17 protein-coding genes are annotated in these 21,989 nt (G+C 52.9%); 13 read left to right on the plus strand and 4 right to left on the minus strand.

What is annotated here, in order from left to right; genetic code table 11:
• Window positions 1-9: 9 nt before the first annotated feature.
• Window positions 10-1,077, minus strand: coding sequence for a sugar ABC transporter substrate-binding protein (locus ACOWVD_RS18935; RefSeq protein ID WP_075685111.1), 1,068 nt, complete (start codon window positions 1,075-1,077; stop codon window positions 10-12).
• Between the two features lie 224 nt (window positions 1,078-1,301).
• Window positions 1,302-3,329 (minus strand): methionine--tRNA ligase, encoded by a 2,028-nt coding sequence (gene metG / locus ACOWVD_RS18940; RefSeq protein ID WP_004938929.1) that lies wholly within the window; start codon window positions 3,327-3,329, stop codon window positions 1,302-1,304.
• Between the two features lie 159 nt (window positions 3,330-3,488).
• Between metG and apbC the strand changes: the two genes are divergently transcribed.
• On the plus strand, window positions 3,489-4,601 hold the full coding sequence (apbC, locus tag ACOWVD_RS18945) for an iron-sulfur cluster carrier protein ApbC (protein WP_004938926.1): 1,113 nt from the start codon (window positions 3,489-3,491) through the stop codon (window positions 4,599-4,601).
• 44 nt (window positions 4,602-4,645) lie between these two features.
• Here apbC and ACOWVD_RS18950 read toward each other — a convergent pair whose 3' ends face one another.
• Window positions 4,646-5,302, minus strand: a complete 657-nt coding sequence (locus ACOWVD_RS18950) for a phosphatase PAP2 family protein (RefSeq protein ID WP_049241291.1) — start codon at window positions 5,300-5,302, stop codon at window positions 4,646-4,648.
• Window positions 5,303-5,593: 291 nt separating this feature from the next.
• Here ACOWVD_RS18950 and udk point away from each other — a divergent pair, with 291 nt between their 5' ends.
• The 4 genes from udk (at window position 5,594) to dcuC (ending at window position 10,347) form a co-directional block, all read left to right on the plus strand.
• Complete coding sequence (gene udk, locus ACOWVD_RS18955; RefSeq protein WP_004938922.1) at window positions 5,594-6,235, plus strand: uridine kinase; 642 nt, start codon at window positions 5,594-5,596, stop codon at window positions 6,233-6,235.
• Between the two features lie 125 nt (window positions 6,236-6,360).
• Window positions 6,361-6,942, plus strand: a complete 582-nt coding sequence (dcd, locus tag ACOWVD_RS18960) for a dCTP deaminase (protein ID WP_004938917.1) — start codon at window positions 6,361-6,363, stop codon at window positions 6,940-6,942.
• Window positions 6,943-6,986: 44 nt separating this feature from the next.
• Window positions 6,987-8,819, plus strand: coding sequence for an outer membrane assembly protein AsmA (gene asmA, locus ACOWVD_RS18965; RefSeq protein ID WP_049241292.1), 1,833 nt, complete (start codon window positions 6,987-6,989; stop codon window positions 8,817-8,819).
• Between the two features lie 175 nt (window positions 8,820-8,994).
• Window positions 8,995-10,347: an anaerobic C4-dicarboxylate transporter DcuC gene (dcuC, locus tag ACOWVD_RS18970; RefSeq protein WP_015377222.1), complete on the plus strand. Its 1,353-nt coding sequence runs from the start codon at window positions 8,995-8,997 to the stop codon at window positions 10,345-10,347.
• A 30-nt stretch (window positions 10,348-10,377) separates the two neighbouring features.
• Here the strand turns inward: dcuC and ACOWVD_RS18975 are convergent, their stop codons facing one another.
• Window positions 10,378-11,961 carry a TerC family protein gene (locus ACOWVD_RS18975; protein ID WP_033633706.1) on the minus strand — a complete coding sequence of 528 codons (1,584 nt, stop codon included), beginning with the start codon at window positions 11,959-11,961 and terminating at the stop codon, window positions 10,378-10,380.
• Between the two features lie 631 nt (window positions 11,962-12,592).
• On the opposite strand from ACOWVD_RS18975, the gene galU reads away from it, so the two are divergent.
• From galU to ACOWVD_RS19015, 8 genes are all read left to right on the plus strand, one after another.
• On the plus strand, window positions 12,593-13,492 hold the full coding sequence (gene galU / locus ACOWVD_RS18980; protein ID WP_049241294.1) for a UTP--glucose-1-phosphate uridylyltransferase GalU: 900 nt from the start codon (window positions 12,593-12,595) through the stop codon (window positions 13,490-13,492).
• A gap of 42 nt (window positions 13,493-13,534) precedes the next feature.
• Window positions 13,535-14,428: a sugar phosphate nucleotidyltransferase gene (locus ACOWVD_RS18985; RefSeq protein WP_049241295.1), complete on the plus strand. Its 894-nt coding sequence runs from the start codon at window positions 13,535-13,537 to the stop codon at window positions 14,426-14,428.
• Between the two features lie 284 nt (window positions 14,429-14,712).
• Window positions 14,713-15,846, plus strand: coding sequence for a polysaccharide export protein (locus ACOWVD_RS18990; RefSeq protein ID WP_049241296.1), 1,134 nt, complete (start codon window positions 14,713-14,715; stop codon window positions 15,844-15,846).
• 6 nt (window positions 15,847-15,852) lie between these two features.
• Entirely contained in the window at window positions 15,853-16,287 is a 435-nt protein-coding gene (locus ACOWVD_RS18995) for a protein-tyrosine-phosphatase (RefSeq protein ID WP_049241297.1), read from the plus strand.
• A gap of 16 nt (window positions 16,288-16,303) precedes the next feature.
• Window positions 16,304-18,478 carry a tyrosine-protein kinase Wzc gene (wzc, locus tag ACOWVD_RS19000; protein WP_421105736.1) on the plus strand — a complete coding sequence of 725 codons (2,175 nt, stop codon included), beginning with the start codon at window positions 16,304-16,306 and terminating at the stop codon, window positions 18,476-18,478.
• 94 nt (window positions 18,479-18,572) lie between these two features.
• Window positions 18,573-19,790 carry an EpsG family protein gene (locus tag ACOWVD_RS19005; protein ID WP_049241299.1) on the plus strand — a complete coding sequence of 406 codons (1,218 nt, stop codon included), beginning with the start codon at window positions 18,573-18,575 and terminating at the stop codon, window positions 19,788-19,790.
• Window positions 19,791-19,794: 4 nt separating this feature from the next.
• Window positions 19,795-20,904 (plus strand): glycosyltransferase, encoded by a 1,110-nt coding sequence (locus tag ACOWVD_RS19010; RefSeq protein WP_421105737.1) that lies wholly within the window; start codon window positions 19,795-19,797, stop codon window positions 20,902-20,904.
• 16 nt (window positions 20,905-20,920) lie between these two features.
• The gene (locus ACOWVD_RS19015; protein ID WP_306377293.1) at window positions 20,921-21,982 is read left to right on the plus strand and encodes a glycosyltransferase; all 1,062 of its coding nucleotides are present in this window, start codon (window positions 20,921-20,923) and stop codon (window positions 21,980-21,982) included.
• The last annotated feature ends 7 nt before the right edge of the window (window positions 21,983-21,989 follow it).

Consider the following 21,989-nt stretch of genomic DNA (forward strand, 5'->3'; position numbering starts at 1 on the left):
AAAACAGCATTATTTACCGTGTTCGGCCTGCAGCGTGGCGAACCATGGCTGAACGAAATCGCTGCTGGTGCCCCAGCCGGGGATGATCTTCGCCAGCCCGGCGACGTTGACCGGCCCCGGCTGCGCCAGCAGCAGCGCCTGCGGAATGACCGCTGCTTTGAACTGATAGCTGTCCGGCGTGCTTTCCCCGGCGATCTTGTTGGCCACCAGACGCAGGTTGACCGCGCCGATCAGCTTCGGATCCACCGCCACGCTGACCTGCCATGGGCTGCCGGCCTCGCGCATCAGCTGCAAATCCTGGTTGGAGATATCGATGCTGTACAGTTTGATTTCGGTGCGGCCGTTCTCTTTCAACGCCTTGTAAGCGCCCTGGGTGAAAGCGTCCCAGGTGCCCCAGATGGCGTCAATCTTGCCTTTCGGGTATTTCGCCAGCACCGCACCCACTTTATTGGCGGTATCTCCCTGCACGTCGGATGAAACCGCGCCAATCGATTCCAGCTCATGAATGCCCGGATGCTGTTTCAGCAACTGCTGGTAAGCGGCCTGGCGGCGCTCCATCGGCGGGAAGCCTGCCACCCAGAGTTTGATGATGTTGGCCTGGCCGTTGAAATCCTTCACCAACTGGCCGAACGAGGCGTTGGCCAGCGAAGCGTCGTCCTGCTGCGAGACGGTGACGCCGGGAACGCGGCCGCTGACGTCGGTATCGAAAGCCGCGACGGCGATGCCGGCCGCCGCGATGCGCTTGACCAGGTCGGTGGAATAGGGGGCTCGTCCCTGCGAGAGAATGATGCCGTCATATTTCTGGCTGATAGCCTGGTTGACGAAGTCCTGAAAACGCGCGTCGTCGCCGTTGCTGAGGAAGGTGTCCACCTTGAAGCCCAGCTTGCGTCCTTCCTGAATGGCGCCCGCCAAAAATTGCGTGGTGTTGTCGTCGGATCCGAGGTTGCGGATCACCGCGATGCGCACCGGCCCCTGATGTTGAGCGATGGCGGCCGGCACGGCGGCGTTTTCCGCCGCCTGCAGCGGCAGGGCAGTCAGCAGACTGAGGGCGAGCAGCGAAGTCTTGAGGTTTTTCATTATTATAGGCTCCAAAAAAGCAGGGAAACGATCCCGGTGAAGGTCTGTTATAGCAGTCTTTCTGTCTGGACGTCTATTTTGGGTTTCGGAGCATCATAGCCGGATGCGGCGGGCAGGGGAATCAGGGCGGTTATGACTTTTTCTTCATGCTTATAACGTGGGGATTGGGGCATAAAAAAAGGGCCGAGCAAGCTCGACCCTCCCTATGCCACGCATCTGCGCGATTACTTGACCTGCATGCCAGGCTGCGCGCCGCTGTCCGGGCTCAGCAGGAAGATCTCTTTCCCGCCGGGGCCCGCCGCCATCACCATGCCTTCTGACACGCCGAAGCGCATTTTACGCGGCGCCAGGTTGGCGACCATGATGGTCAGACGGCCTTCCAGCGCTTTCGGATCCGGGTAAGCGGAGCGAATGCCGGAGAAGATTTGGCGCGATTCGCCGCCCAGATCCAGCTGCAGCTTCAGCAGCTTGTCGGAGCCCTCGACAAAGTCGGCGCTCTTGATCAGGGCGATACGCATGTCGACCTTGGCGAAGTCGTCGAAGGTGATGGTTTCCTGGATCGGATCGTCAGCCAGCGGGCCGGTCACCGGCTTGGCGGCGGCCATGTCTTCCTTCGAGGCATTGACCATCTCGTTGACCTTGTCCAGATCGATGCGGTTGAACAGCGCTTTGAACGCGTTCACCTGATGGCCCAGCAGCGGCTGCGGGATCGCGTCCCAGCTCAGCTCGGCGTTGAGGAACGCTTCGGCGCGCTCGGTCAGCGAAGGCAGCACCGGCTTCAGGTAAGTCATCAGCACGCGGAACAGGTTGATGCCCATCGAGCAGATGGCCTGCAGATCGGCGTCGCGGCCTTCTTCCTTCGCCACTACCCACGGTGCCTGCTCATCCACATAACGGTTGGCCAGATCGGCCAGCGCCATGATTTCGCGGATCGCGCGGCTGAACTCGCGGCCGGCGTAGGCTTCGGCGATGCTCTGCGCCGCGTCGACGAAGGTCTGGTACAGCGCCGGATCGGCCAGGCTGTCGGCCAGCTTGCCGCCGAAGCGCTTGTTGATAAAGCCGGCGTTGCGTGACGCCAGGTTCACCACCTTGTTGACGATGTCGGCGTTCACGCGCTGCACGAAGTCTTCCAGATTGAGATCGATGTCATCAATGCGTGAAGAGAGCTTGGCGGCGTAGTAATAACGCAGGCAGTCGGCGTCCAGATGCTGCAGGTAGGTGCCGGCCTTGATGAAGGTGCCGCGCGATTTTGACATCTTGGCGCCGTTCACCGTCACGTAGCCGTGCACGAACAGGTTGGTCGGTTTGCGGAAGTTGCTGCCTTCCAGCATCGCCGGCCAGAACAGGCTGTGGAAGTAGACGATGTCCTTGCCGATAAAGTGATACAGCTCGGTGGTGGAGTCTTTGCGCCAGAACTCGTCGAAGTCCAGATCGCCGCGCTTGTCGCACAGGTTCTTGAAGGAACCCATGTAGCCGATCGGCGCGTCCAGCCAGACATAGAAGTATTTGCCCGGCGCATCCGGGATTTCGAAGCCGAAGTAAGGCGCATCACGGGAGATGTCCCATTGCTGCAGACCGGATTCGAACCACTCCTGCATCTTGTTTGCCACCTGCTCTTGCAGCGCGCCGGAGCGCGTCCACGCCTGCAGCATTTCGCTGAAGGCCGGCAGATCGAAGAAGAAGTGCTCCGAGTCGCGCATCACCGGCGTCGCGCCGGAAACGACGGACTTCGGATCGATCAGTTCCGTCGGGCTGTAGGTGGCGCCGCACACTTCGCAGTTGTCGCCGTACTGATCCGGCGATTTGCATTTAGGGCAGGTGCCTTTCACGAAACGGTCCGGCAGGAACATGCCTTTCTCCGGATCGTACAGCTGAGAAATGGTGCGGTTCTTGATAAACCCGTTTTCTTTCAGGCGGCTGTAAATCAGGGTGGACAGCTCACGGTTTTCATCGCTATGGGTCGAATGATAGTTGTCATAGCTGATGCCAAAGCCGGCGAAATCCTGTTGGTGCTCCTGGCTCATCTCCGCGATCATTTCTTCCGGTTTGACGCCCAGTTGCTGCGCTTTCAGCATGATCGGCGTGCCGTGCGCGTCGTCCGCGCAGATGAAATGCACTTCGTGGCCGCGCATTCGTTGGTAACGCACCCAGATATCCGCCTGGATGTGCTCGAGCATGTGGCCGAGATGGATGGAACCATTTGCGTACGGTAGCGCGCACGTCACCAATAATTTTTTCGCGACTTGAGCCATAGTGAGAACTTGCTTTCTGTAATGAATAAAAGGGCCTTCGATGTTAACCGATCGCGCCCTTCGCTGCTAGGGCGGTTTCTTACAGGTTATACGCGCCAGCTACCGGGCAGTTCTGATATGCTTAGCCGGAAGCGACTCATTCAAAATCAAGGAGCCGGGATGAACGCAAAATCCCCTGAGCAGACCAACCCCGAAGTTCTGCGCGCCCTGGTGACCGGTGTACTGGCCGCCTTTGAACACCCGACGTTGAAAAACAACCTGACTGCGCTGAAGGCTATTCATCACTGCGCATTATTGGACGACGTACTGCATATCGAATTGACGATGCCGTTTGCCTGGCAGAGCGGTTTTGAAGCGCTGCAGGCGAGCGTCGGCCCTGAGCTGTTGCGTGTGACCGGCGCCGCCGCCATCGACTGGAAGCTGAAACACGATATCACGACGCTGAAACGCGCCAACGGCCAAGCCGGGATCAAAGGCGTGCGCAACATCATCGCCGTCAGTTCCGGCAAAGGCGGGGTGGGGAAATCCAGCACCGCCGTCAACCTGGCGCTGGCGCTGGCCGCCGAAGGCGCCAAGGTCGGCATTCTGGATGCCGACATCTACGGCCCGTCTATCCCCAATATGCTGGGCACCGAACATGAGCGGCCGACTTCGCCGGACGGGCAGCACATGGCGCCGATCATGGCGCACGGCCTGGCGACCAACTCCATCGGTTATCTGGTGACCGACGACAACGCCATGGTGTGGCGCGGCCCGATGGCCAGCAAGGCGCTGATGCAGCTGCTGCAGGATACGCTGTGGCCGGATCTGGATTACCTGGTGCTGGACATGCCGCCGGGCACCGGCGACATTCAACTGACGCTGTCGCAGAACATTCCGGTGACCGGCGCGCTGGTGGTAACCACGCCGCAGGATATCGCCCTGCTGGATGCCGCCAAGGGCATCGTGATGTTCGAGAAAGTGCATGTGCCGGTGCTGGGCATCGTGGAAAACATGAGCGTGCACATCTGCAGTAACTGCGGCCACCATGAGCCGATCTTTGGCACCGGCGGCGCCGAGAAGTTGGTGCAGAAATATAACAGCCGTCTGCTGGGGCAGATGCCGCTGCATATCTCGCTGCGCGAAGATCTGGATCGCGGTACGCCGACGGTGATCAGCCGTCCGGAGAGCGAATTCGCCGACATGTATCGTCAACTGGCCGGCCGTGTGGCGGCGCAGATGTATTGGCAGGGCGAGGCGATCCCGACGGAGATTGCCTTCCGCGCGCTGTAGCTGTAAAGACAGACGAAAAAAATCCCGGGCATCCGGGATTTTTTTTATTGGGCGGAGCCGGAATTGAAGGTGTTATAAGCGACCGGCGCGTTGGCGTGCATATCTTCACGCGTGAAAGGCTTATCTATCGGCGCGATGCTGACGGCGATAAACTCCAGCAAACCCTGCGTCGGGGCTATCGTGCCGTTATTGATCAACACGATCGGCAGCAGCAGGGCCGCGGCGATTTTACGGTACGACAGGGCAGGTGGGGCGACGTTGCGCTGCAGCCACAAGAATGCGCTGCTGGCGCAAAAACCCAAGACGAGGCCGCTGACGACTTCCGACACCGAATGCACGTGGATGGCCAAGCGGGAATAACCGATCAGCAGCGCCAACGCGTAACCGCTCAGCACCGCCGTTTTGCGCACGGCGGCGGAAAAACGGCCGGTCAATAGCCACATCATCACAGGCCAAATGCTGGCGGAAAGAGCGGAATGCCCGCTGAAGCCGGTAAAATCCAGCTCGCGAATGCCGATGCCCCAGCCCATAAAAGCCAGCTTGGAGGCGCAGACGATGGCGCCGACACCGCCGAACAGCAGCGCCCATTGGGTCGTCTGTTTCAAGCTGGGGTAGGAAAAAATCAGGATAGCGAAAACAATAATGCCGGAAGGCAGCAGCAACATGCTGTCGCCGAAAAAGGTCAAAAAATACCAATTCATTACAGGAAAACCTTAATGAAAACAAAGAGTGATAACATATTCATGGTTGGCCCTAAAGGCACCGTTCGAGGGAAGCGCCATGGCGGATTGGCGGCAATACTATCCCGGCCGACAACAAATAAGTAGACTGAAAGTTCTGAAAACCGGCGTTTAACTTCGGTTGTCCGTTAAATTAAGCCGCAAAAGCCGGTTCGCCGGCCATGTTAAAAGCTGGCGCAAACCCCGGCGACTCCCTATAATTGTCGCGTTTTAGTTCCCCCCTTCACACTATGAAATCAGGTCTTTAATTTTATGACTGACAATCCGCATCAGTGCGTCATTATTGGTATAGCTGGCGCATCTGCCTCCGGAAAAAGCCTTATCGCCAGCACGTTGTACCGCGAACTCCGCGAGCAAGTCGGCGATGAGCACATCGGCGTTATTCCAGAAGACAGTTACTATAAAGACCAGACTCACCTGACCATGGAAGAACGGGTCAAAACCAACTATGACCACCCGAGCGCCATGGATCACAACCTGCTGTTCCAGCATCTGCAGATGCTGAAGGCCGGTAAGGCGATCGAGCTGCCGCTGTACAGCTACACCGAACACACGCGCAAGAAAGAAACCGTCCACCTGGAACCTAAAAAAGTGATCATTCTGGAAGGGATCTTGCTGCTGACGGATATCCGTTTGCGCCAAGAGATGAACTTCTCGATCTTCGTCGACACGCCGCTGGATATCTGCCTGATGCGCCGCATGAAGCGCGACGTTAACGAGCGCGGCCGCTCGATGGATTCGGTGATGGCGCAATACCAGAAGACCGTGCGCCCGATGTTCCTGCAGTTTATCGAACCTTCCAAACAATACGCGGATATCATCGTTCCGCGCGGCGGCAAAAACCGCATCGCGATCGATATTCTGAAAGCCAAAATCAGCCAATTCTTTGAATAATGCCGCTTAATGGCCGGAAATGCTCATTTCCGGCCGACGGCCAACTATTTGCACCCCGGCGTAGACCTTTCGCCCGTTGTGTGGCAATTTTTGTTTAGTTACGCGTTTTGATGGAGAAGAAAGACATGAGACTGTGCGACCGCGATATAGAAGCCTGGCTGGATAGCGAGAAACTGGTGATTTCGCCGCGCCCGCCGCTCGAACGCATCAACGGGGCCACAGTAGATGTCCGTTTGGGCAATCAGTTCCGCGTGTTCCGCGGCCATACCGCGCCGTTTATCGATCTCAGCGGGCCGAAAGATGAAGTCAGCGCCGCGCTGGATCGCGTGATGAGCGACGAGATTGTCCTACCGGAAGGCGAGGCGTTCTTCCTTCATCCCGGCGAACTGGCCCTGGCGGTGACGTTCGAATCAGTGACGCTGCCGAACGATCTCGTGGGTTGGCTCGACGGCCGTTCTTCTCTGGCGCGTCTGGGGCTGATGGTGCACGTGACCGCGCACCGGATCGATCCGGGCTGGCACGGGCGCATCGTGCTGGAGTTTTACAACTCCGGCAAGCTGCCGCTGGCGCTGCGGCCGGGGATGCTGATTGGCGCCTTGAGCTTTGAGCCGTTGTCCGGCCCGGCGGCCCGGCCATATAACAGCCGGCAGGACGCAAAATATCGCGATCAGCAGGGCGCAGTAGCCAGTCGAATCGACAAGGACTAACGGCGCGAGATGCACCGTCGGTGTGGCGCTGACAAGAGGGTGGCATGAGAAGATTACTGACGACATTGGCGATTTTACTGGTGGTCGTGGTGGCGGGAATGTCCGCGCTGGTACTGCTGGTCAATCCGAATGATTTTCGCGGTTACATGGTCAAAAAGGTCGAGCAGAAGAGCGGCTACCAGCTAACGCTTGAAGGCGACCTGCGCTGGCATATCTGGCCGCAGCTCAGTATTTTGGCCGGGCGCATGACGCTAACCGCGCCGGGCGCCAAGGCGCCGGTAGTGAGCGCGGAAAACATGCGCCTTGACGTCAAACTGTTGCCGCTGCTGTCGCATCAGCTGTTTGTGAAACAGGTGATGTTGAAAAATGCCGTCATTCGCCTCACGCCCGACAGTGAAGAGCACTCGCAAGTGGACGCACCGATTGCGCCGGCCGGCAGCGGCGCTGATGCGGCAGACACGGCCTGGAAGTTCGACATCGATAACTTGCGCGTCGTGGACAGCTTGCTGATTTGGCAGCGCGCCGACAACGCGCAAATCAATGTCCGGGACATCAATCTTACCCTGCAGCAAACGGAGAAACGGCAGGCGCAGCTGGACATTTCCAGCCGGGTCAACCGCGATCAGCGCGACCTGGCCTTCAGCATGGCGGCCGATATCGATCTGCAGCAGTTCCCGCACCAGATCGGCGCCAAGGTGACCCAGTTCAATTACCAATTGGTGGGAGCGGATATTCCGAACGGCGGTATTCAAGGCGAGGGGAATGCTCAGGTGGTCTATCAACAGACGCCGGCGCAAATTGCCGTCACCCAGTTGAACGTCAGCGCCAATAACAGCCAGCTGACCGGCGATATCAGCGCCAGCCTGGGAGCGGTGCCCGGCTATGTGGTGAACCTGAATTCGGCTAATCTCGATCTCGACGCGCTTTCCGGTTGGCAATCCAGCACCAATACCGCCGAACAGCCCGCCGTGACCGCCGCGCCGGTGATCGCCAGCCAGGTCGACGATCGGCAGCAGAACCTGGAGGCGCTGCGCGATTTCAATGCACAGTTGAATCTGCAGGCGGCGCAGTTGACCTACCGCGGTATGAACGTTACCCAGTTAGCCGTCGCGGCAGATAATCAACGCGGCCTGCTGACGCTGCATAAACTTGCCGGGCAATTGGCCGGCGGTGATTTCTCCTTGCCGGGATCGCTCGACGCACGCGGCAATAAACCGGTGATAAACGTGCAGCCGACCCTGAACCAGGTTGAGCTCGGCGCGGTGCTCAAAGCCTTCGAGATGCCGCAGATGCTGACCGGAAAATTCAGCATGAAAGGGGATTTGACCGGCGATCGTCTTTCTTCAGAGTCATTTGAGCACCGTTGGAGCGGTACGGCGCAGCTGGCGATGCAGGATGCGCAGCTGCACGGCCTGAACATTCAGCAATTGATCCAACAGGCGGTGGCGCGCAACGATAACAGCGTGCGCGGGCAAGACAGCTATCAGCGCTATACCGAAGTCAAAAGCGTCTCGGCGCGGGCCAGCCTGAGCCAAGGCACTGTCAAGCTCAGCAGCCTGACGGCGGATTCGCCGTTGCTGGCGCTGACCGGCGCCGGCAGTATCGATATGCCGGGAAAACAGTGCGATATGGCGCTTAATGTGCGCGTCACTGGCGGTTGGCAAGGGCGCGGCGAACTGATCGAGCAACTGCAAAAAACGCCGATCCCGCTGCGGGTCTATGGGCCTTGGCAACAGCTGAATTACCAACTGCAGGTCGATCAGGTGCTGCGTAAAACGCTGCACGATCGGGCCAAAGATGCGCTGAACAAATGGGCTGAAAAGAACAAGGATTCGCGCGAGGGTCAGGATCTGAAAAAGCTGCTCGACAAGCTGTAATCCCTCCTGACGCGGGCCGTCTTGCGGCCCGCGTCAGTATCGACGTTTCCCGCGATAATTTCCCTCCGTTACCTTGATGAAGGTCATGAAGACCCGCGCTCAATTTGTGCAGAGTAAGGGCACATTCTGCTATGACTATGCGCCTAAGCGCGAAAAAATGACGAGTTGAGGAAACATGATAGAGCTTCTTATTGGCGCGGCGGTGGCGGCGGGCGTGGGCCGTTACATCATCAAAGGGTATTCCGCCACGGGCGTCTTGATGGTGGGAGGGCTGCTGCTGCTTGGCATCAGCGCCCTGATGGGGAAAACGCTGTTGCCGTCCGGCGCCGCATCTACCGGCTGGCGCGCGACCGATATGATCGAATACGTCAAGATTTTGCTGATGAGCCGCGGCGGCGATCTGGGCATGATGATCATGATGCTGTGCGGTTTCGCCGCCTATATGACGCATATCGGCGCCAACGACGTGGTCGTCAAGCTGGCCTCGCGCCCATTGCAGATGATCAATTCGCCTTATCTGCTGATGGTGGCGGCCTATTTTGTCGCTTGCCTGATGTCATTGGCGGTCTCTTCCGCTACCGGGCTCGGCGTATTGCTGATGGCGACGCTGTTCCCATTGATGGTGAACGTTGGCATTAGCCGCGGCGCCGCGGCGGCCATTTGCGCTTCGCCGGCGGCGATTATCCTGGCGCCGACTTCCGGCGACGTGGTACTGGCAGCCAAGGCGGCGGAAATGCCGCTGGTGGACTTCGCGTTCAAAACCACGCTGCCTATCTCGATTGCCGCCATCGTCTGCATGGCCGTGGCGCACTTTTTCTGGCAGCGTTATCTCGATAAGAAGAGTGATGAACAGCACCACATCATGGACGTCAGTGAAATAAAAACGCATGCGCCGGGGTTCTACGCGATATTGCCGTTTACGCCGATCCTCGGCGTGCTGATCTTCGACGGCAAATGGGGACCAGAACTGCACATTATTACCGTGCTGGTAGGGTGCATACTGTTGGCGGCAGCGATCGAGTTCGTGCGCAGCTTCAGCGCCAAACAGGTATTCAGCGGCCTGGAAGTGGCGTATCGCGGTATGGCGGACGCTTTCGCCAGCGTGGTGATGCTGTTGGTGGCCGCGGGTGTCTTCGCGCAAGGGTTGAGCACCGTCGGCTTTATCAGCGGGTTGATCGGGTTGGCGCAGTCGTTCGGTACCGGCGGTTTGATTATGATGCTGGTGTTGGTGGTGATCACCATGCTGGCGGCCATGACAACCGGCTCCGGCAATGCGCCGTTCTATGCGTTTGTCGAACTGATCCCGAAACTGGCGGCACAGATGGGCGTGAATCCTGCCTATCTGGTGATCCCTATGCTGCAGGCCTCGAATCTCGGCCGTACGCTGTCGCCGGTTTCCGGCGTGGTGGTGGCGGTCTCCGGCATGGCGAAAATCTCGCCGTTTGATGTGGTGAAGCGTACTTCAGTGCCGGTAATTGTCGGGTTGGTGGTGGTGATCGTGGCGACGGAGCTGCTGGTTCCCCAGTAAAGGAAGGCCGGGCGATGCCCGGCCTCGATGTTAAACCTCGTACTCCTCCGGTGGGGGAGGCGGGGTGATCTTCACTTTCAGGATGCGGTGGCTGTTTACCTCCAATGGTTCGAACAGGTAGTCACCGATCTTGATTTGTTCTCCTTCTTGTGGCACGCGCTGGCTGTGTTCCATCAACAGCCCCGCCAGCGTATGGTATTCGCGCTTTTCTTCCAACGGCATCGGCAGGTACAACACCAGATCTTCCAGCGGCATATAGCCGTTGGCGATCCAGCTGCCGTCCTCGTTTTGCTGAATGTCGTGGCGTGCGTCCACCTCTTCACCGGCCTCCGGCAGGTTGCCGGCGATGGTTTCCATCACGTCCGTCAGGGTGACGACGCCTTCGACGGAGCCGAACTCATCGACCACAAAGGCAAAATGCGTCTGCGCCTGGCGGAATTGCTCCAGGGCGCTTAACAGCGTGAGCTGCTCCGGGAAGATCAACGGTTGGCGTATCAGCGCACGCAGATCCAGCGGCGCCTGCGCCAGTTGCTGTTTGAGAACGTCGATGGTGTGGATCACGCCCAGCGGTTCGTCGCTGGCGCTGCTTTCCACCACCACGATGCGCGTGTGCTGATTACGTTCCAGCAACTGCGTCAGCTTTTCCTGCGGATCGTTCAGCTCAAGGTATTCGACGTCGTGACGCGAGGTCATGATGCTACTGACCGTGCGCTGCGCCATGCCGAGTACGCGTTCGATCATGCGCCGCTCTTGCTGATTGAAGATCTCGCCGTTTTCGCTGTCGCTGTCCGCCAGCAGGTTGGCGGAATGGCTGTCGACTTCCGCTTCTTCATGTTTGCCGCTCAGCATGCGCAGCACCGCTTCGGCGGTGCGTTCACGTAGTGGCCGGACCTTCGACAGGAAGCGACGGCGGTTGAACTGCGCCAGCTGGTTCAGCGCCTCGATCATGACCGAGAAGCCGATCGCCGCGTAGAGGTAGCCTTTAGGAATGTGATAGCCGAAGCCCTCCGCCACCAGGCTAAAGCCAATCATCAGCAGGAAGCTCAGGCACAGGATAACGATAGTCGGGTGCGCGTTGACGAAGCGCGTCAGCGGTTTGCTGGCCAGCAGCATCAGGCCGATGGCGATACAGACCGCGATCATCATCACCGCCAGGTGATCGACCATCCCCACCGCGGTGATCACCGAGTCGAGCGAGAAAACGGCGTCCAGCACCACGATCTGCGCCACGACCGGCCAGAAACGTGCGCCTTTGCGCGCGCCGTGCTGCTCTTCGTCCTTGCCTTCCAGCCGCTCATTGAGCTCCATGGTGGCTTTGAACAGCAGGAATATCCCGCCGACCAGCATGATCAGATCACGGCCGCTGAAGGGGTGCTCCGCGACGATGAACATCGGTTTGGTCAGCGTCGCCAGCCACGAGATGGAGGCGAGCAGCGCCAGACGCATGACCAGCGCCAGCAACAAACCGACGACACGGGCCTTATCTCTTTGTTGTTTTGGTAATTTGTCCGCCAGAATGGCGATGAAGACAAGGTTGTCTATACCCAGCACGATTTCCAGCACGACCAAAGTGGCCAGGCCGGCCCAAATTGTTGGATCAGCGATCCATTCCATACGCCCAATTTCACCTGTAAGTTCTACGGCTTATGCCGCACCGGAATGATGGGCGTTGAGGCGGCAAAATTCAACTTTAATCGAAAAGTCGTACAAAACGATGCTCGGATTAACACCCAAGTGAAAAATAGTAACCGTAATAAATTAAATGGTTATGCAGACCACTTAAGCAAATATTCCTATTATCGCCTGAACATAAAAGAGACAGAGTGAAATAATCTTTTCAGATCAGGCTATTGTGCTCTGTCTGCCCGCCTGCAATTCAAGGAGACCGGGAGGCTTAGTAGTCTTATTCTGAAAACGCTATGGCGCGGGTATCTAAGACTTGTGTCTAAAGATTAATAGTATAAGAATCTTAGCCATATATAAGCAGCAGGAATCATCGCCTTTTGGTTATAAACAACGCCGCTTTAACGGTTTGGCGGGATGAACATAGGCGATATCCGTTATAAATGCTAAGTGGAAAGATAAAATATCAATAAAATCATGTGGTTGAATTTTTTTGCAACCACTAAAAACAGTGCATTGGTAGCTGAAAGCCAGGGGCGGTAGCGTGCCTGCTTATCGATACTGTCTTCCAAACTAAGAATTAGCTTAACTTCGCAGAATAATTTGATTGTGGATAAAAAACATGCAAAAGAAACTTAAGGCTGTAATCCCCGTTGCGGGACTGGGCACTCGAATGTTGCCTGCGACGAAAGCCATTCCTAAAGAAATGCTGCCGGTTGTCGATAAACCGCTAATTCAATACATCGTGAACGAATGTGTGGCGGCGGGCATTAAGGATATCGTGCTGGTCACGCACTCATCGAAAAATGCGATTGAGAACCACTTTGACACCTCATTCGAACTCGAAGCGGTGCTGGAATCACGCGTTAAGCGTCAACTGCTGGAAGAGATCAAAGGGATTTGCCCGCCGGACGTTACCGTTATGCAAGTGCGTCAGGGGCAGGCAAAGGGGTTGGGGCACGCGGTGCTGTGCGCCAAGCCGATGGTTGGCGACGCGCCTTTCGTCGTGTTGTTGCCGGACGTTTTGTTAGACGATTCCACTGCGGATCTGCGCAAAGATAACCTGGCTAAAATGCTGCAGCGCTTTGATGAAACCGGCTATAGCCAAATCATGGTGGAACCTGTCCCTGAGCAAGACGTGTCGAAATATGGCGTCGTGGACTGTGGCGGCGCGTCGTTGGCGGCGGGCGAAAGCACCGCCATGACGGCGGTGGTGGAAAAACCCGCGCGCGAAGAAGCGCCTTCCAACTTGGCCGTGGTCGGCCGCTACGTGCTGGCCGGCGATATTTGGGCGCTGTTGGAAAAAACGCCGCCGGGCGCCGGTGACGAAATTCAATTGACGGATGCCATCGCCATGCTGATGGAGCAACAAACCGTTGAAGCGTTCCATATGAGCGGCAAGTCGCATGACTGCGGCGATAAATTAGGCTATATGAAGGCATTCGTCCAATATGGGTTGCGCCATCAGACTGAAGGCGCAGGATTTACCCAATGGCTGAAGCAGGCGTTGAACGATAAATAACTGCGGTGAGCTCGTGCAATCGCAATGTTGAAGAGGATTACCATGACTAAGTTAAAGGCTGTCATTCCTGTTGCCGGTTTGGGTATGCATATGCTGCCGGCGACGAAGGCGATTCCCAAAGAGATGTTGCCGATTGTCGATAAGCCGCTGATTCAATATATCGTTAATGAATGCGTAGCTGCCGGGATCAAAGACATCATTCTGGTGACGCACTCTTCCAAGAATGCGATCGAGAACCATTTTGACACCTCGTTCGAATTGGAAGCGATGTTGGAAGCGCGCGTCAAACGTCAACTGCTCGATGAGGTGAAGTCCATCACGCCGAAAGGGGTGACTCTGATGCATATTCGTCAGGGGCAACCGAAAGGGCTCGGGCATGCCATTCTGTGCGCCAAGCCCTTGATTGGCGAGTCACCTTTCGTTGTTTTGCTGCCGGATATCCTGCTGGACGACGCCAAAGCCGATCTCAAGAAAGACAACCTGGCTCATATGATTTCCCGGTTTGAGCAAACCGGGTTGAGCCAGGTGCTGGTGCAGTCTGCAGATGAAAATGTGCTTTATGACTATTCGGTGGTCGAGTGCGAGACTGATGTCTTGCATCCGGGCATAAGCGCCAGAATGACATCGATCATCGAGAAGCCGAGCCGCGAGCTTCAGCTGAAATCCAATTATTCCGCCGTGGGACGCTATGTGCTGTCGGCGGATATTTGGCCTATCCTGGAGAAAACCGAACCCGGCGCCTGGGGCAGAATTCAGCTGACCGACGCCATCGCCGAATTATTGAAGCACAACACCGTTGAGGCGACGGAGCTGGTGGGCGAGTCGTTCAACTGCGGTGAGAAAATGGGTTACCTGCATGCTTTCGTGACCTACGGATTGCGTCATCCGACGCAGGGTGAGGCGTTTAGCGCTTGGGCCAGGCAGCTGTCGTTGTAAAGCGACCTGTTAGGCCGGTAATGACGTTCCGCGTTTTTTATTCTATGTTTCTCTGGATTAAGCCGCGTTTAATGAACCTTTCGGCGTTGGACTCTGCGCAGGGATTATTCCATAATCGTACGGTTCTAATCTTCAACGCAGGCTCAATATGAGCATCTTTCCTCCGCCGGTTCGACAGGTGCGAGATTTGACCGCATTTATATAGCGAGTGCCGTGATGACGCCAGGGTTGGCCAGGTAACGTAGCTCGGCAGATATATTTACTTTGAAAGTGATGATAACTCGATGGCAAAAAGACAATGGAAACTGATACCACTTCTGGTATCTATCAGCGTGATCAGTGGATGTACGATGGTACCTGGGACTCATCTGTCTACTATGGGAAAAGACGTTGTCAAGCAAGAAGATAGCGACTTTGACTTGGATGAATTGGTCAATATTTATCCGATGACCCCTTCCTTGATTGAAAAAATGCGACCAAAAAACGTGGTGGCGCAGAATAACCTTCCGCTGGAGCGGGAGCTGAAGAACTATGAATATCGCATCGGCGTTGGCGATGTTCTGATGGTGACGGTATGGGACCACCCAGAACTGACGACGCCTGCCGGCCAATACCGCAGTGCCAGTGACACCGGCAACTGGGTCAATTCCGACGGTTCTATCTTCTATCCGTATATCGGCAAAGTTCGCGTTGAAGGTAAAACGCTGAGCCAGGTTCGCGCGGACATTGCCGGGCGATTGGCTCAATTTATCGAGAGCCCGCAGGTTGATGTCAGCGTTGCGGCATTCCGTTCGCAGAAGGCTTATATCACCGGCGAGGTCAGCAAATCGGGCCAGCAGCCGATCACCAACGTGCCGTTGACAGTGATGGATGCGATTAACGCCGCCGGCGGACTGACGGAAAATGCCGATTGGCGCAACGTGGTGCTGACGCACAACGGCAAAGAGAGAAAAATCTCCCTGCAGGCGTTGATGCAGAAAGGCGATCTGACCCAAAACCAACTGCTTTATCCTGGCGACATTCTCTACGTACCACGCAACGATGATCTGAAAGTCTTCGTGATGGGTGAAGTGAAGCAGCAAAACACCCTGAAAATGGATCGTAGCGGCATGACTCTGACCGAGGCGTTGGGCAACGCGCAAGGGATGGATCAAACCACTTCTGATGCGACCGGCGTGTTTGTCATTCGTCCTCTGCGTGGCACCGAAGGCAAGAAAATTGCCAATATTTATCAGCTGAATGCCAAAGACGCTTCAGCCCTGGTCATGGGAACTGAGTTCCAGCTTCAGCCTTACGATATCGTTTATGTCACCACGGCGCCGTTGGTGCGTTGGAATCGAGTCATTGGCCAGCTGATCCCAACGATCACGGGCGTACATGATATGACTGAAACTGTTCGCTACATCCATACGTGGTAAGCAATCATGTTTGATTCGATACTGGTGGTTTGCGTGGGCAATATCTGCCGCTCTCCGACAGGAGAGCGGCTGCTGAAGCAAGCCCTACCTCATAAAAAGATAGCATCGGCGGGTTTAGGCGCTTTGGTGGGCAAGCCCGCCGATGTTCATGCCAGCGATACTGCTCGGGCGCACGGTCTTTCCTTGGACGGACATAAAGCTCAGCAACTGACGGCAACCATGTGTCGAGAATACGATCTGATTCTTGTGATGGAAAAGCAGCACATTGATGCCGTTGGGCGTTTGGCACCAGAGGTTAGGGGAAAAACCATGCTGTTTGGCCACTGGCTTAATCAACATGAGATTCCCGATCCATACCGAAAAAGCTATGAAGCATTTGAACATGTCTATAGCTTGCTCGACAATTCAGCCCAAAAATGGGCACAAGTCTTAAGCCGATAGCAAGTCAGGATTCCCAATGCTAGAAAGAAACCGAGTGAATACTCCAGAGAAACAAAGCTCTGATGACATTGACATAGGGCGTTTTGTCGGTGAACTGATCGACCATCGCTGGTTGGTTATTGGCGTTACCGCCGCATGTTTAACCGTCGCTATTATTTACGCCATTTTTTCTACACCAATCTACAAGGCTGATGCTTTGGTCCAGGTTGAGCAGAAAAGCGCTAATTCAATACTGGGTGATATCACTAAGATGTTGCCTGACAGTCAACCGGAGTCAGCTCCTGAGATTGAGCTGATTCAGTCCAGAATGGTTTTAGGAAAAACCGTTGAAGACATGAATCTTACCACCTCGGTCGAACAGAACTACTTCCCGATTTTCGGCCGCGGTTATAACCGCCTTATTGGAAATAAGCCTGGTGTCGTTAGTGTTTCCCAATTCACTTTGCCAAAAACTTGGGAAAAACAGGCTATTACCTTGGTCGTCAATGACGAGCAAACTTACAGTGTGGTTAAAGACGATGAGACGCTCTTTAAAGGCAAAGTAGGCGAGCTTTCGGCTAAAGACGGCGTTAGCATCCTTGTCAGCTCTTTGAGTGCAGAGCCAGGCACCACATTTACCGTTGCACATCGTTCTGATCAAAAAGCGATGAATTCGCTTTTGAACAGTCTGAGCGTTGCCGATCGCGGTAAGAACACCGGGGTTCTGGAACTGAACTTGACGGGGGATGACCCTGTTGTTATTAGTGACATTCTCAATAATGTTATTGGCAATTATTTGCAGCAAAATATCGCCCGTAAATCGGAAGAGGATGCTAAAAGTCTGGCATTCCTGCAAACTCAGTTGCCAGCCACACGTTCTGAACTGGATGCCGCCGAGAATAAACTGAATCAGTTCCGACAGAAAAATGATTCTGTAGACCTTCCATTGGAAGCAAAATCTGTTCTGGATTCGTTGGTATCAGTGGATTCCCAACTGAATGAGTTGACATTCAAAGAAGCGGATATCTCCAAACTTTACACCAAAGAGCACCCGGCATATCGGGCGTTGATGGAAAAAAGAAAGACGCTGGAAGAGGAAAAAGGCCGGTTGAATAAGAAAGTCAATCTGATGCCTAAAACTCAACAGGAAATTGTACGTCTCAGCCGCGACGTCCAGTCTGGGCAAGAGGTTTATATGCAGCTGTTGAATCGACAACAGGAACTGCAAATTTCTAAGGCCAGCACTGTCGGTTATGTTCGAATCGTCGATTCGGCCGTGACGCAAGAAAAACCAGTTGCACCTCGCAAGGTAGTTATACTCGCATTAGGCATGCTGGCGGGACTTTTCTTCTCTGGCGGCTATGTATTGCTGAAGTCATTTTTGCTGCGCCGTATTGAAAGCCCTGAACAGCTGGAAGAGTATGGCATTAACGTTTATGCCAGCATTCCTCTTTCAGAATGGCAAAGGAAGAAAGACGGGGAGTTACTGGTCAGAAATAAACGTCAGAAGCTTAAAGCGGCGAATACCAATGCCGATAATTTACTGGTTATCGGCAACCCTGCCGATCTGGCGATTGAAGCGATCCGCAGTCTTCGCACCAGCCTGCATTTCGCCATGATGGAAGCGAAGAACAACATTTTGATCATTACTGGCGCCAGTCCTGGCATCGGTAAAACCTTCGTTAGCGCCAACCTGGCAGGGGTAGTTGCTCAGGCAGGAATTAAGGTATTGTTCATTGACGGTGACATGCGTAAGGGGTATGCGCATGAACTGATTAATGCCAGTGGCACTGATGGCTTGTCTGATATTTTGTCGGGCAAACTCGCTGTTGCCAGCGCCGTAAAACAGACGCCGATTCCTAATTTCGACTTTATCAGCCGCGGCAAGGTACCTCCGAACCCTTCTGAATTGTTAATGCATGCGCGTTTCAATGAAACTCTGAAGTGGGCGAGCGAAAACTATGATTTAGTGTTAGTGGATACACCGCCAATTCTGGCAGTGACCGATGCGGCTATCATAGGTAAAAATGCAGGAACAACACTGATGGTGGCTCGTTTTGGCGTGAATACGCCAAAAGAGGTGGATGTTTCCATCCGGAGGCTCGAACAGAATGGTATTGATGTGAAGGGTGTTATTATCAATGCCATCGTTAAGAAAACCTCCGGCTATTATACTTACGGTTACAATAGCTACGACTATACGTATAAGTAATAGCAAAAATACGGCTGATAGCGAGTTATCAGCCGTATTGACATACATGCGATAAGACATGAGCAGAGTTTTAGGAAGATATGGCTAATCAAATATGAGAGAATATAAATACGGCCCTGTTGATAGCGGGTATAGATATAACAACTTCATACTTATTACAGCCATATTTCTATGGCTGGTTTTTACCATATCACCTTTTATCTCTTATTACCTTTCTCTCATTGTGTTGGCTATGTCGCCAGAGGTAAAAAATCTTACAAGGAGATTGCTGGGTGTTCTGATTGTCCTTTCAGGCACTGTATATATAGGCTCTCGTAACTTCAATGGTGCATTGGGCGATGATATAACTTTTGTTTATTATCCTGTATATAGACGAATATTCTATGGGGCCGATTATTTCAGCTCTTATTCGGGAGGGTGGGAGTTTGTCTTGGGAGGGTTATTCAAACTGTTGGCCCTCTTTACAGAAAAGCCTGTTGAAAAAGATATATTCACCAGTGTGTTCGTTTTTCTTCCGTACATTATATATTATATATGGTTGGAGAAGTTCGGCTTAGAACATATTAGTAAAAATAAGAAAAACCTCTGTGCTGCTTCTGCCCTTGGTATTATGGGTTTGTTGGCATTGTCAGTTCAAATCAGACAGGGGCTAGCCACCTCCATATTGCTGCTTGCTATTGGCTATTTAAGTAGAAGTAAGATAAAATCAACGTTCTTCACGGCACTTGCGATATTTACGCATTTAACCTCTATCCCAATCTATTTTATAATAAGAATCTTTTCTGGAAGTAAGACCGGACCTAAAGTTATAGGTCTGGGCTTTATTGTGTTATTGGTTATATCCTTCCAGTTCTTAGTAGGTGCGATTGTTGCACAAAACCTTTTGGGTGTGGCTAGCTTCAAGTTTCAGTATTATTTGGATAAAGATACCACTATTAATCTTTTGGCGTTTTTCTTCTCCCTTATGATAATGATTGCTGCGGGAAGTTTTTATTTTGATAAAAATGAAAATCTAAAGAAATGGCGAAGTTTTATTTTGTGGGGCGGGGCTGCATATATTCTGTTGTTACCGATTCCAATGGCATCGGACCGCCTTTTCATGGTGATGTCCGTATTCTTGATGGGGTATTTGCTATTCTTGTCTTTTTCACAGATATCGACAATATATAGAATGCTGTTGATCCTCTACTTTATCTATAAATTTATGTCCGTAGGGCCATTGAGTGGTGGTTTAGGCGGTGCAACAGGATACGAGTTTTGGACAAACTATGATTGGATTGGGGATTATCCATTCTATTTTTGGATAAAATAATTTTATGTCAATTGCCATTCAGACTGAAGAAAAGATGAAAGTGAAAAAGGTAATGAATGTTTTTCCTGTATTGGATGCGGGAGGGACAGAAGATGTCATTCTTAAAACAAGTCACTACTTGATAAATGAGAAGAACGTGATGGTGTCTATCCTGGCCGATTGCAGTGAGGGGCGCAGAAAACAAAACTTTATCGACACCGGCATAACACTTTTTGACAACCCTTCAGCGAAGAATAAAAAAGATTTGCTTGGCAATATAAAAGCCTTGAAAAAAGCTGTGGTGGAGTTTAGGCCTGATATCGTTCATACACATTCTATTTATTCGTTAATCATGGCTTTTGGCGCCAAACTGTTGGGTGGGCATTTCAAGATTGTTCATACAGGGCACGGCGGCCCAACAGCTAACTATGATGATGTTTCTCAGCACTTCTCCTTTATGGCCGATAGATATATAACACTATCGCAAGAATCATACGGAAAGATTTCCAGGAATGGAAAAAAGAAGAATATACGGTTGATTTATAACGGAACCACCGCCCCTGATGAGAGTGAGGTTTACTCTGAGCTTTCCTTGAATAACCACGATAAATTAAAGTTGGGATTTATCGGCAGGGTTACAAAACAGAAAGGACTGCCGACGTTGATTGATGCGTTAGGGAAAATCAATCAACGAGGTATTGATTTTGAGTTACTGTTGATTGGAGATGGGGAAGATCGTCCGGACGTAGAAAAACAGGCTAACTCGTTAGGACTATCGGAAAAGGTCATCTTTAAAGGGTACTCTGAATCTCCTTGGATATTGCTGAAAGATGTACCTATAATTATCATGCCTTCATTATGGGAGCAAGCCGGTTTAGTGGCCATTGAGGGAATGGTAAGAAATAGAACTGTAATTACCACGAGCATTAACGGGTTGAAAGACGTGGTAATTGATGGTGAAACCGGTTACTTGTTTGATAAGCTGGATTCGGACAAACTGGCTGACATTCTTGAAGAGATAAGCTTAGGCAAAAGAAAACTGATTCACATCAGCGAGTCCAAACGCAATGAATTTTTCTTTTCAGGGCGTACTGGTGAAAAGATACATGGCCTCTATGAAGAACTACTTCAATGAATCGTGAGTTAACCGGATGAAAAAAATATTGCATGTAGCTGAAACCATTAAAGGTGGAGTGGCAACAATTTTAAGGCAGCTGACAAAAGACACGAAAAATTTCAATGTAACTTGCCTGGTCCCTGAAGAACAACGCGAAGAAATCAAAGATTCAAAGGCAGAAATTTATACTTTCAAGCGTTCGGGACGCAACATGAGGTCTTTCTTTTCCCTGGCGGCTGGATTTGTCCGGCTTTATCGAAATGAGCGCCCTGATATCGTGCATATCCATAGCTCCTTCGCTGGCTTTATATGTCGGGGATTATTGTTTTTCCTGCCCGGCCGCCCTAAAGTAATATATTGTCCGCATGCATTCTCCTTCTTGATGGATACAAGTGATAAGAAGAAGAAAGTCTATGCGATAATAGAGAAAATTTTGTCCCATAAGACGGATGTGATCGTTTGTGTAAGTCAGTATGAATATGATGAAGCTGTAAGGTGGGGGGTAAATAAAGATAAGCTCACTGTCATTTATAATGGTGTAGAACCTCCCAGTACCACCGTCGAAAACTATGTTAAGCAGGACGATGAACATCATGGCCTGAATATTCTCTTTGTCGGTCGGCTAGATTTTCAAAAGGGAATTGATATCGTTGAGCAGGTTGCCAATAAGATTGGAAATGGATGTAGAATTACCGTTGTTGGCGGCGGAGTTCATTCAAATCCAGAACTTGCACAGGTTGAAAATATCGATTACGCAGGTTGGGTAAGTAAAGAAAACATGGCAAAATATTATTTGGAAGCCGATGTTTTGCTAATGCCCAGTCGTTGGGAATCATTCGGGTTAGTTGCCGTCGAAGCGCAAAGCTACGGATTGCCTGTCGTCGCATCACGATGCAGTTCATTGCCAGAGGTTGTGCTAGAAGGAACCACAGGCTTTTTGTTCCCGGTTGGCGATGTGGATGAAGCTTGCAGGATATTAAGTAGTCTCAGCAAAGAAGATCTGCAGAAAATGAAAGAAAATGCGATTGATTTCTATAAAAATAATTTCACTTCGAAAAAAATGATTGAGCAAACATTCAATCTCTATAAAGGATAAATTCAGC

Source organism: Serratia sp. SA088 (assembly GCF_049065515.1).
Lineage (GTDB): Bacteria > Pseudomonadota > Gammaproteobacteria > Enterobacterales > Enterobacteriaceae > Serratia > Serratia nematodiphila.